Origin of the sequence: Streptomyces erythrochromogenes, from assembly GCF_040684695.1 — a bacterium.
Lineage (GTDB): Bacteria > Actinomycetota > Actinomycetes > Streptomycetales > Streptomycetaceae > Streptomyces > Streptomyces erythrochromogenes_C.
The window spans coordinates 23,859-35,610 of record NZ_JBFBGM010000009.1 but is presented as its reverse complement, the minus strand read 5'-3'; the positions used below and the strand labels follow the sequence as shown (position 1 = coordinate 35,610).

Here is an 11,752-nt window from a genome sequence, read left to right as displayed (position 1 = left end):
TCCGTAATCTGGCCTGAAGTGCAGAGAGCGGCGGGAATTCGTGGAACAGCAGACTGGTGGGGGCGCCGTGCTGGCGGGCCGGTACAGGCTCGTCGAGCCGATCGGCCGGGGCGGCATGGGGAAGGTGTGGCGCGCGCATGACGAGCTGCTGCACAGGACCGTCGCGGTCAAGGAACTGACGGCGGGTCTGTACGTCACCCAGGCCGACCGGGACGTCATGCACGCCCGGACGCAGAAGGAGGCCCGGGCGGCGGCCCGGATCCAGCACCCGGCGGTGGTCACCGTCCACGACGTGCTGGAGCACGACGACCGGCCGTGGATCGTCATGGAGTACATCGACGGCCCCTCCCTCGCGGACGCGGCCAAGGCGGCCGGCCGGATCGAGCCGCGCGAGGCGGCCCGGATCGGCCTGCACGTGCTGGGCGCCCTGCGCGCCGCGCACGCGGTCGGCGTGCTGCACCGGGACGTCAAGCCGGGCAACGTGCTGCTCGCCAAGGACGGCCGGGTGCTGCTCACCGACTTCGGTATCGCCGCGATCGAGGGCGACTCGTCCATCACCCGCACCGGCGAGATCGTGGGATCGATCGACTACCTCGCGCCCGAGCGGGTCACCGGGGGCATCCCCGACCCGTCCTCCGACCTGTGGTCGCTGGGCGCGACCCTCTACACGGCGGTGGAGGCCCGCTCCCCGTTCCGCCGTACGTCGCCCATCTCCAGCATGCAGGCCGTGGTGAACGACGAGCCGCCGGCGCTGCGCCAGGCCGGGCCGCTGGGTCCGGTGATCACCTCCCTGCTGCGCAAGGACCCCACGGAGCGGCCCTCGGCGGAGGAGGCCGAGCGGATGCTGCTGGAGGCGATGGAGGGCCGCGAGCCGAAGGCGGCGCACGCGTACGTCCCGACGCGCGCCGTCACCCCCGAGGAGCTGGCCCCGGCGCAGGAGAAGCCCGAGGAGCCGGCCCCGCAGGAGGAGGTCGCGCAGACGGCCCCGCTGCCGGAGCCCGCGGTCTCCGGGACGGTGGCCGCGCCCGCGCCCGCCGACCGGGACGGCGGCTGGCTCAAGCGCGCCGCGGTGGTGGCCCTGGTGGCCGCGCTGCTCGGCGGCGGCGGTGTCTTCGGGGTCCTGAAGTACACCGGGGACCCGGGCAAGCAGAACGACCCCGACCGGGTCGCGAGCTCGACCGGAGGCCAGTCCGGCGACGAGGGCAAGCCGCAGGCGGCAGCCCCGCCGGCCGGCTACAAGAAGGTCGTCGACCCCCTCGCCGGGTTCACCCTGTTCGTCCCGGAGGGCTGGACGCGCAAGGCGAACGGCGACCAGATCGACTACACCCCGGACGACGGCAAGCACTTCGTCCGGATCGCCGCCGACCCCACCCCGGACTACCGGGACCCGCTCGCGCACCTGCTCGACCTGGAGACACAGGTGTCCAAGCGGACGGACTACAAGAAGGTGCGGCTGAACCAGAACACCTTCCGGGACAGCACCCGGGCCGCGCTCTGGGACTTCACCTACACGGAGAAGCAGAACCACCCGGGCCCGCGCCGCGCCAAGGAGCAGATGTACATCGCGCCGGACGGCACGGAGTACGCGATCTACATCTCCAGCCCGGTCGCGAGCTGGGCCACGACGGAGCAGCAGTTCGACGTCGTGCTCAGCGGCTGGGAGCCGCCCGCCAAGAAGCCCTGATCGGCGCCGATCAGGGCATCCTGCCAGCGATCACTGGCGGAAAAGGCAAAATCCGGTTACCGGCGGGTACCCAAAGGCTGCCGGGCGGAATACGCTCACCGGCATGACGGACTCGCAGGCCTCCGAAGCCCCCCTCCGCACCGCACCGCAGCCCACCAACCCGGTCGCCCCGGCCCCGGCCGGCGCCCGCACCGCGGCCGACGTGGTGACCCCCGACCTGGTCGCCCGGCTGACCCGCGGAGTGATCGGCTCGGGCCGCACCGCCAACCACACCCCCTTCACCGGGGACCGGCTGGCGGAGCTCCCCGAGGCCACCCCCGAGGACGTGGCCGAGGCCTTCGACCGGGCCCGCGCCGCCCAGACCGCCTGGGCGGCCGTCCCCGTGCGCCGGCGGGCCGCGGTCCTGCTGCGCTTCCACGACCTGGTCCTCGCCCGGCAGGCCGAGGTCCTCGACCTGATCCAGCTGGAGACCGGCAAGGCGCGCCTGCACGCCCACGAAGAGGTCCAGGCCGTCGCCGTCTCGGCCCGCCACTACGGCCGCAAGGCGCCCTCCTACCTGCGCCCCAAGGGCCACACGGGCGCGATGCCCACCCTCACCAAGGTCACCGAGCTGCGCCAGCCGCGCGGGGTCGTCGGCCAGATCGCCCCCTGGAACTACCCCCTGGAGCTGTCGGTCGGCGACGCCCTGCCGGCCTTCGTCGCGGGCAACGCGCTCGTCATGAAGCCCGACACGGAGACCGCGCTGACCGCCCTGTGGGCCCGCGACCTGCTGATCGAGGCCGGGCTGCCCGCCGAGGTCTTCCAGATCGTCCTCGGCGAGGGCCCCGTCGTCGGCCCCGAGGTGGTCCGCCACGCCGACTACGTCTCCTTCACCGGCTCCACCCGTACCGGCCGCGAGGTCGCCCGGGGCGCCGCCGACCGGCTCGTCGGGGTCTCCCTCGAACTCGGCGGCAAGAACGCCATGCTCGTCCTGCACGACGCCGACGTCGAGAAGGCCGCCGCGGGCGCCGTCCGCGCCTGCTTCTCCTCCGCGGGCCAGCTGTGCATCTCCATCGAGCGGCTCTACGTCCACGCCTCGATCGCCGACGACTTCGTCGCGCGGTTCGCCGCCCGCACCCGCGCCATGCGGCTCGGGGCCTCCCTCTCCTACGGCGCCGACATGGGTTCGCTGGTCGGCGAGCGCCAGCTGGAGACCGTACAGCGGCACGTGGACGAGGCCGTCGCCAAGGGCGCCACCCTCGTCGCCGGCGGCACCGCCCGCCCCGACATCGGTCCGCTCTTCTACGAGCCCACCATCCTCGACGGCGTCGAGGCCCCCATGGCGGTCTGCGGCGAGGAGACCTTCGGCCCGGTCGTCTCGATCTACCGCTTCACCGACGAGGAGCAGGCGATCGCGGAGGCCAACGCCACCGCCTACGGCCTCAACTCCAGCGTCTGGACCAAGGACGCCCGCCGCGGCCACTCCGTCGCCGCCCGCCTGCGCACCGGCACCGTCAACATCAACGAGGGCTACGCCCCCGCCTACGGCAGCGCCCAGGCGCCCATGGGCGGCATGAAGGACTCCGGCCTCGGCCGCCGCCACGGCTCCGAGGGCATCCTCAAGTACACCGAGGCCCAGACCGTCGCCCACCAGCGGCTGGTCCCGATGGCGCCCTCGCTGGGCATGGACGACGAGAAGTACGCGGCGTTCATGACCCGCAGCCTCAAGGTCATGAAGGCTCTCCGACTGCGCTGAGGAGGTAACCGTGTCGCACGACGACGCACCCGGCGACGACGCACCCGGCGACGACGCATCCGGCGACGACGCCTACGACTACGACGTCATCGTCATCGGATCGGGCTTCGGAGGGTCGGTCTCGGCCCTGCGCCTCACCGAGAAGGGCTACCGGGTCGGCGTCCTGGAGGCAGGGCGCCGCTTCACCCGCGAGAGCCTGCCGAGGAACAGCTGGGACCTGCGCAACTACCTGTGGGCCCCGGCCCTCGGGCTGTACGGGATCCAGCGGATCCACCTGCTCGGCAACGTCATGGTGCTCGCGGGCGCCGGCGTCGGCGGCGGCTCGCTCAACTACGCCAACACCCTGTACGTGCCGCCCCGGGCCTTCTTCGAGGACCGGCAGTGGGCCTCCATCACCGACTGGCGGGGCGAACTCGCCCCGTACTACGACCAGGCCAAGCGGATGCTCGGGGTGCGCCTCAACCCGACCATGACCCCCTCCGACGTCCACCTGAAGGCGGCCGCCGAGAAGATGGGCGTGGGGGACACCTTCCACATGGCCCCGGTCGGCGTCTTCTTCGGCGACGGCGAGGACGCCGCCGACGGTCCCCGCGTCCGGCCCGGCGAGCAGATCGCCGACCCGTACTTCGGCGGCGCCGGCCCCGCCCGCAGGGCCTGCACCGAGTGCGGCGAGTGCATGACCGGCTGCCGGCACGGCGCGAAGAACACCCTGAACGAGAACTACCTGCACCTCGCCGAGCGGGCCGGCGCCGTCATCCACCCGATGACGACCGTCACCGCCCTGTCCGAGCACCCGGACGGCGGCCACCGCGTCCGCACCGTGCCCACCGACGGCCGCCGCCGCGGGAGGGCGAAGGTGCTGCGCAGCCGGTACGTGGTCGTCGCCGCGGGCACGTACGGGACGCAGACCCTGCTGCACACCATGAAGGACCGCGGCGAGCTGCCGAACCTGTCGGAGCGGCTCGGCGAGCTGACCCGGACCAATTCCGAGGGGATCGTCGGCGCGCAGACCGACGACCGCCGCTACCGCAGGCGCCGCGGCGCGGTCCCCGGCGAGGAACGGCGGGCCGACTTCACCAGGGGCGTGGCGATCACCTCCTCCGTACACCCCAACGCCGACACCCACATCGAGCCGGTCCGCTACGGCAAGGGCTCGAACGCGATGGGCTTCATGACCGTCCTGCAGGTCCCCCACAGCGCCCACCGGGTCCGCGGCTGGCTGGCCAGGACCGCCAGGCACCCCCTCCAGCTGGCCCGGTCGCTGTCCAACCGGCGCTGGTCGGAACGGACCATCATCGGCCTGGTCATGCAGTCACTGGACAACTCGCTGACCACGTACCGCAAGCCGGGCGGGATCGGCAGGGGCATGCTCACCGCCCGCCAGGGGCACGGCGCCCCCAACCCGGTGCAGATCGCGGAGGCCACGCAGGCCGCGACCCTGCTCGCCGAGGAGATCAACGGCTTCCCCGGCAGCAACATCGGCGAGCTGATGGGGACCCCGCTGACCGCGCACTTCCTCGGCGGCTGCCCGATCGGGGCATCGGCGGCGGAGGGCGTGGTGGACCCGTACCACCGCCTCTACGGGCACCCGGGCATCTCGGTGGTGGACGGCTCGGCCGTCTCCGCGAACCTGGGGGTCAACCCGTCGCTGACGATCACCGCGCAGGCGGAGCGGGCGATGTCGTACTGGCCCAACAAGGGCGAGCGGGACCCGCGGCCCGAACAGGGCGCCGCCTACGCCCGCCTGGACGCGGTGGAGCCGGTCCGGCCGGCCGTGCCCAAGGACGCGTTCGGCGCGCTGCGGCTGCCGTTCCTGGCCGTCCCCGAAGTTCCCCCACGGGATCCGGAATCGGCCGGATGACGACGGCGGGTTCCGCGCTCCCCCTCCGAGCGCGGTACCCGCCGCGGTACATACGTGACAGATGTTCAGCCTTGATGGTTGTACCGGAATCCGCCAAGCCGGGCTGTGGCGTCGATCACACGGTCAACGAGGCAACTGCTCATCGCGCTCGACCGTCAACCGCAGCATGAGAAAGCCCATCTCCTTGCTGGCTGCCTGCGGCATCGCCGCCCTGGGGCTCGCAGCCACTCCCGCACACGCCGCGGACCCCTCCTTCACCCTGGCCGGACCGGCCGAGATCGGCCTGCGCCCGCACCCCGGGCAGAGCGGCGCACCGCAGAAGACTTCGGTCGGGTTCGAGCTCGTCAACGACACCGCCTCGGCGTTCGAGCGCGAGAGCACCTTCACGATCGACCTGAGCGGCCTCAAGGGGATCGCCGACGTCGCCCTCGCGAAGCAGCAGGGCTCCGACTGCACGCTCACCGAGGCGGCCGTCACCTGCAAGCGCCCCGCGCTGTGGAAGGGCCGGACCGGCGTCGTCGGCCTGGACCTGACCGCCGCCCGCGGCAGCAAGGCCGGCGCCACCGCCGACCTCACCGTGACCGGCAAGGCCGAGGGAGCCGCCTTCAGGGCGGCCACCACCAAGGTGCGGATCGGCGGCCCCGACCTCGTGCTGGAGCGGGCCGCGCTCAAGGAGGAGCAGAAGCCGGGCGACCGGCAGAACCTGTCGATCGTCTTCGCGAACGAGGGCACGGAGTCCGTCAAGGGCGTCGTCCTGGAGATGCGCACCACCCACGGCATCGACCTGCTGGAGCAGTACGACAACTGCTCCTACTCCGAGGACACCGGTCCGGGGCAGCCCCTGAACACGGCCTGGAGCACGGTGCAGTGCCTGCTGGAGGGCGAGTACGAGCCGGGCAGCGTCTACGGGGTCGACGGCTCGCTGACCCTGAAGGCCGCCCCGCACGCCTTCGCCGACACCCTCACCTACGCCGTGTACGCCGACGGGCACCAGCCGAAGGCCGCCAAGACCTCCAGGAAGCCGACCGGCGGCAAGAAGCTGGCCGTGCGGGAACGCGCCCCCAAGGCGGCCTCCGCGCAGTCGGTGGACCTCGACCCCTGGAACAACCTCCAGGAGTTCGACTTCCGGACGAGGAACAGCGCCGACCTCGTGGCCTGGCCCGTGGCCCTCGCCGGCGGGGTGGGCGACACGGTCGCGGCCGACTTCGGCTTCCGCAACAACGGTCCCGCCTGGGTGGCGGAGCTGCGGTCCGGCGAGAACGTCGCCCGTACCGACATCGTGGTCCCGGCCGGTACGAAGGTCACCAAGGTCCCGGCCGGCTGCCAGGGCGTCAACGCCGACGGCACCGCCCGCGAGCAGACGCTCGGCGCGCCCCGCTACTTCTGCTCCACCGGCCACGTCGTGGGGGAGCGGGAGAAGTTCAGCTACCCGTTCGAGCTGAAGATCGAGCAGGTCGTGGCGAACGCGGCGGGCTCCGTCTCGGTCGGCCGGGGGACGCCCGAGGGCACCAAGGGCCAGCCGTGGGACCCGAACCACGCCAATGACAAGACGCCCGTCGTGATCAGCGCGAAGGGCGGCGCCACGCCGACGGCGACCGCCACGACGAGCCCCTCGCCGACCGCGACGGCGACCGCCTCGGCCACGGCCACCGCCACCTCCGGCGCCACGGCGAACGGCGGCCTCGCCGCCACCGGCAGCTCCGCCGGGGCGCTCGCGCTCGGCGGCGCGGTGCTCGTGGCCGCGGGCGGCGGCCTGGTCCTGGCCTTCCGCCGCAAGGCCGGCACGCACGCCTAGCCGGCCCGGCGGACACTGCACCGCACGCAGAACGGCCGGCCCGGGGCGTCCCCCGGGCCGGCCGTCTCTACGGGGTGACCGGGCTGCTGTCCCCTGCCGTCCGGTCACGCGAAGGAGCGAGGTCCCACGACGTACGCACCACGAGGCGTACGTCTCATCGCTCCTGCAGAGCCACGCGTGGTGTTGCGGTTCCGCGGCTGGCTGACGCGGACATCCTCACCAACGAAGCGTCCCGGGGGCGGTCACGCTCCGGACGGGTGACGAACAGCCGTCACACCCGGCCCCGGCACAGCTCCAGCAGGGTCATCGCCAGGGCGGTCCCGGGCTTGCCGAGGGCATCGCTCCAATGGGACAGCACCTCCATCTCGCGGGACAGGTGCACCCGGCGCCCGCCGGAGGCGATCCGGGCGTCCTGGATGACCGTGGAGACGGCCATCCGCTCCTGGATCAGTCCGATGATCCGGTCGTCGATGGCGTCGATACGGGTCCGGGACTCGGCGATCAGCTGCTCGGGGGTGGTGGTGACGCTCATGGTGTTCTCCTGTGGGTCGTGCCGGCAGGAGCGGAAACGCGGAGCGCCCCGGTCCTGTCGGACCGGGGCGCTCTGGGAAGTCAGCGGCTCAAGCGAGCATCACGATGACCCATGGCGACCGGACCGGCCGGTGCCATAGGTAAAGAGGAAGCTCAGCTGCTTGCGCACGGAAGGGATTATGGCCCCGCCCCCCGTCGCCTGCCAAGCCGATTCGGATGGTGAGACGAAGGAGCCCCGGCGTCCCCCGTTAGAATCGACAAAACAGCCACCTCTTCCGCCGGAAGGCCGCCCCGTGCCAGAAGCACCCTCCGCCGCCCACGACAGCGCCCCGGACACGGTTCTCGTCGTCGACTTCGGCGCCCAGTACGCCCAGCTCATCGCCCGCCGCGTCCGCGAGGCACGGGTCTACAGCGAGATCGTGCCGAGTTCGATGCCCGTCGACGAGATGCTGGCCAAGAACCCGAAGGCGATCATCCTCTCCGGCGGTCCGTCCTCCGTCTACGAGGAAGGCGCCCCGCAGCTGGACCGCGCCCTCTTCGAGGCCGGGATCCCCGTCTTCGGCATGTGCTACGGCTTCCAGCTGATGGCGAAGGTCCTCGGCGGCACCGTCGACAACACCGGCGCCCGCGAGTACGGCCGTACCCCGCTGCACGTCTCCAAGGTCGGCTCCACCCTCTTCGAGGGCACCCCGGAGAACCAGTCGGTGTGGATGTCGCACGGCGACGCCTGCTCCGCCGCCCCCGAGGGCTTCACCGTCACCGCGTCGACGAACGTCGTCCCCGTGGCGGCCTTCGAGAACGACGAGAAGAAGCTGTACGGCGTGCAGTACCACCCCGAGGTGATGCACTCCACGCACGGCCAGCAGATCCTGGAGCACTTCCTCTACCGCGGCGCGGGCCTCGCCCCCACCTGGACCACCGGCAACATCGTCGAGGAGCAGGTCGCGGCCATCCGCGCGCAGGTCGGCGACAAGCGCGCCATCTGCGGCCTCTCCGGCGGCGTGGACTCCGCGGTCGCCGCGGCCCTCGTGCAGAAGGCCATCGGCTCCCAGCTCACCTGCGTCTACGTCGACCACGGCCTGATGCGCAAGGGCGAGACCGAGCAGGTCGAGAAGGACTTCGTCGCCGCCACCGGCGTGCAGCTGAAGGTCGTCGACGCGCAGGAGCGCTTCCTGAACGCGCTCGCCGGCGTCTCCGACCCGGAGACCAAGCGGAAGATCATCGGCCGCGAGTTCATCCGCGTCTTCGAGCAGGCCCAGCTGGAGATCCTCCAGGAGGACGGCCCCGCGGTCGCCTTCCTCGTGCAGGGCACCCTGTACCCGGACGTCGTCGAGTCCGGCGGCGGCACCGGCACCGCGAACATCAAGTCGCACCACAACGTCGGCGGCCTCCCCGACGACATCGAGTTCGAGCTCGTCGAGCCGCTGCGCCAGCTGTTCAAGGACGAGGTCCGCATGGTCGGCCAGGAGCTCGGCCTGCCCGACGAGATCGTCCAGCGCCAGCCCTTCCCCGGCCCCGGCCTCGGCATCCGCATCGTCGGCGAGGTCACCAAGGAGCGCCTGGACCTGCTGCGCGAGGCCGACGCCATCGCCCGCCACGAGCTCACCGCGGCCGGCCTGGACCGCGAGATCTGGCAGTGCCCGGTCGTCCTGCTCGCGGACGTCCGCAGCGTCGGCGTCCAGGGCGACGGCCGCACCTACGGCCACCCGATCGTGCTGCGCCCCGTCTCCTCCGAGGACGCGATGACCGCGGACTGGACGCGCATGCCGTACGAGGTCCTCGCCCGGATCTCCACCCGCATCACCAACGAGGTGCCGGAGGTGAACCGTGTGGTCCTGGACTGCACGAGCAAGCCCCCGGGCACCATCGAGTGGGAGTAGTCCCACCCGGTCCCACCAGGTCCCACCCGGATCACCGTGAAGCCGCCGCCCCGCACCCGCGGGCGGCGGCTTCGCCGTTCCTCTGGCCAGTTGGCAGGGGCCCGGGTACCTTGCGCGGCGAGCCGAGCCGTTCGAAGGAGCGCCCATGCCGGACCAGCCCGAACCCGTGCCCGTGGAACGGCTGGGCTTCGAGATGCCGCCCGTGCACGACACCGCCGAGGCGGCGCGCGCCCACCGCAAGGAGCGGCTCGCCGAGGCGCTGCGGCTGCTGGGGCGCCTGGGGTACGGGGACGGGGTGGCGGGGCAGATCACCGCACGGGACCCGGAGTTCGAGGACTGCTACTGGGTGAACCCCTTCGGCCGGGCCTTCACCGCGATCACCGCCGCCGACCTGCTGCTGGTCGACGGGGACGGGCGGGTGGTCACGGGCGGGCGCCGGGTCAACCAGCTGGCCTTCGCGGTGCACGCCGCCGTCCACCGGCGGCGTCCCGAGGTGGTCGCCGTCGTCCGCGCGCGGGCCCCGTACGGCCGGGCCCTCGCCGCCCTGGGCGAGCTGCTGGCCCCGATCACCGAGGAGGCCTGCGCCTTCTACGAGGACCACGCCCTCCTCGACGAGTACACGGGGGCCGACGAGCCGGAGCGGACCGCGCTCGCGCTGGGCCCCTACAAGGCACTGGTCCTGCGCAACCGGGGGCTGCTGACCGTGGGGGACTCGGTCGACGCCGCGGTCTGGTGGTTCATCGAGGCGGAACGGGCCGCGCAGGTGCAGCTGATCGCCCGGGCCGCCGGCAAGCCGGTGCCCATCGACCACCGGGCCGCGGCCCTGACGCGCGAGCGGTTCGGATCCGACCTGGCCGCCTGGGTGAGCTACCAGCCCCTCCGGGAGTCCGTGGCGTCAACATCATGAACCGTTAATCACCTGCTCTGACATCGTGCGCAATCCGGAGCACTGCCGCAGTGGTGCACAATTCGCTGGCATTGCCCCGTAGTTCAGAGAGGCGGCACGTACGTGGCTGTCCAAGAGATGTCCCGCGGCACCCATACCACTGCCTGCGCCTGCGAAGAGTGCGCGCGTGAAGGGCACCGCCGCGCGGTCGCCGCGTTCCTGGAGAAGCGCGACGAGTTCGCCGCCGGGCAGGGCGTGCCGGCCGCCGTCGCCCACTCCCTCGGCGCCTCCCGCCAGTGGGTCTCCGACGAGCTGGCCCTGTCCGCCCGCAACGTCGCCGACCGCGGCCGGGAAGCCGGGAACTCCTGGCTGTACGTGTTCTCGCGGCGGGCCGTCCTTGCCGTGTGGATCGCCGCCGGCGTCCTGCTGCTGGTCCAGGTCGCCGCAGCGCTCGGCACCGGCTGGTCCACGGCCCGCACCGCCGGCCTGCTCGCCGCCCTGCTGCTGGCCGGCCTGCTGACGGTCGCGGCCCGCGCCCAGTCGCTGCGCGGCGGGCTGCTGGCCCCGCTGGTCGGCGAGGACAACCGGCTGTCCACCTCGAAGGCGGTGCCCAGCGCCTGGGTGGTGCTGACGGCCTTCGCCACGCTGCTGCCCGCACTGCGGCTGGCGACGTCGGTGCCCGGCCCGGAGCGGCAGGCGCTGTACGCGGGCCTCGCCCTGGACCGGGCGCTGCCGCTGCTGTCGGTGGTCGTGCTGACGTCCGGGGTGGCGGTGCTGGTGCGCCGGGTGGTCTGCGTACGCATCATGAGCCAGCGGCTGCAGAAGCTGCCGGCCGACCGGCCGCGCGGAGCGGACCTGCTGACGGACGACGCGGGCCGCGGCAGCTTCCCCGACGCGCAGTACGTGCTCGTCTCGACGGTCGTCCTGGCCTACGCGGCGGCCTCGCTCGCCCGCTTCCCGGACCGGCTGCCGCAGCTGCCGTGGGCGCTGGCCCTGCTGGTCGCCCTGTCGGCCGCCGTGTACCTGGCGGCGAAGTACGCGGAGGGCAGCCGCCCGCTCGTACTGTCGGTGGTGCGCAGACGGGAGCCCGGGGACCTGGACGCCGCCGTCCGCCCCGGGGACGACATCGAGATCCGCGGCGTGGGCTTCGTGCCGCCCGGGGCCCAGACCCCGGAGATGCTCGCCCGACTGGTCGTACGGATCGGGGCGGTTCACGTGCACGTCCCGCTGGTCCCGGTGCCCGGCGGGTTCACCAACCCCGCCGACGCGGTGCTCACGGTGCCGGTCCCGGCGGAAGTGGAACCCGGGCGCACCGAGATCCAGGTGGTCACCGCCGCCGGAGTGGAATCGAACCGCTGCACCATCGACGTGGCCGAGTGA

General features: G+C 72.7%; 8 protein-coding genes. 7 read left to right on the top strand and 1 reads right to left on the bottom strand.

The window, feature by feature from the left end; all coding sequences use genetic code 11:
• Positions 1-40: 40 nt before the first annotated feature.
• From AB0O53_RS15845 to AB0O53_RS15830, 4 genes are all read left to right on the top strand, one after another.
• Positions 41-1,684 (top strand): serine/threonine-protein kinase, encoded by a 1,644-nt coding sequence (locus tag AB0O53_RS15845; RefSeq protein WP_350992755.1) that lies wholly within the window; start codon positions 41-43, stop codon positions 1,682-1,684.
• A 103-nt stretch (positions 1,685-1,787) separates the two neighbouring features.
• Positions 1,788-3,419 carry a succinic semialdehyde dehydrogenase gene (locus AB0O53_RS15840; RefSeq protein ID WP_350992753.1) on the top strand — a complete coding sequence of 544 codons (1,632 nt, stop codon included), beginning with the start codon at positions 1,788-1,790 and terminating at the stop codon, positions 3,417-3,419.
• 10 nt (positions 3,420-3,429) lie between these two features.
• Entirely contained in the window at positions 3,430-5,280 is a 1,851-nt protein-coding gene (locus AB0O53_RS15835) for a GMC oxidoreductase (RefSeq protein ID WP_365196073.1), read from the top strand.
• A gap of 166 nt (positions 5,281-5,446) precedes the next feature.
• On the top strand, positions 5,447-7,075 hold the full coding sequence (locus AB0O53_RS15830) for an LPXTG cell wall anchor domain-containing protein (RefSeq protein ID WP_365196070.1): 1,629 nt from the start codon (positions 5,447-5,449) through the stop codon (positions 7,073-7,075).
• Between the two features lie 271 nt (positions 7,076-7,346).
• Here AB0O53_RS15830 and AB0O53_RS15825 read toward each other — a convergent pair whose 3' ends face one another.
• Complete coding sequence (locus tag AB0O53_RS15825; protein WP_031147873.1) at positions 7,347-7,607, bottom strand: chorismate mutase; 261 nt, start codon at positions 7,605-7,607, stop codon at positions 7,347-7,349.
• Between the two features lie 292 nt (positions 7,608-7,899).
• Here AB0O53_RS15825 and guaA point away from each other — a divergent pair, with 292 nt between their 5' ends.
• The 3 genes from guaA to AB0O53_RS15810 all read left to right on the top strand — a co-directional run bounded on the left by guaA (position 7,900) and on the right by AB0O53_RS15810 (position 11,752).
• Entirely contained in the window at positions 7,900-9,486 is a 1,587-nt protein-coding gene (guaA, locus tag AB0O53_RS15820) for a glutamine-hydrolyzing GMP synthase (protein ID WP_350992747.1), read from the top strand.
• 145 nt (positions 9,487-9,631) lie between these two features.
• Positions 9,632-10,393, top strand: coding sequence for a class II aldolase/adducin family protein (locus AB0O53_RS15815; protein ID WP_350992745.1), 762 nt, complete (start codon positions 9,632-9,634; stop codon positions 10,391-10,393).
• A 102-nt stretch (positions 10,394-10,495) separates the two neighbouring features.
• Positions 10,496-11,752 (top strand): hypothetical protein, encoded by a 1,257-nt coding sequence (locus tag AB0O53_RS15810; RefSeq protein ID WP_350992743.1) that lies wholly within the window; start codon positions 10,496-10,498, stop codon positions 11,750-11,752.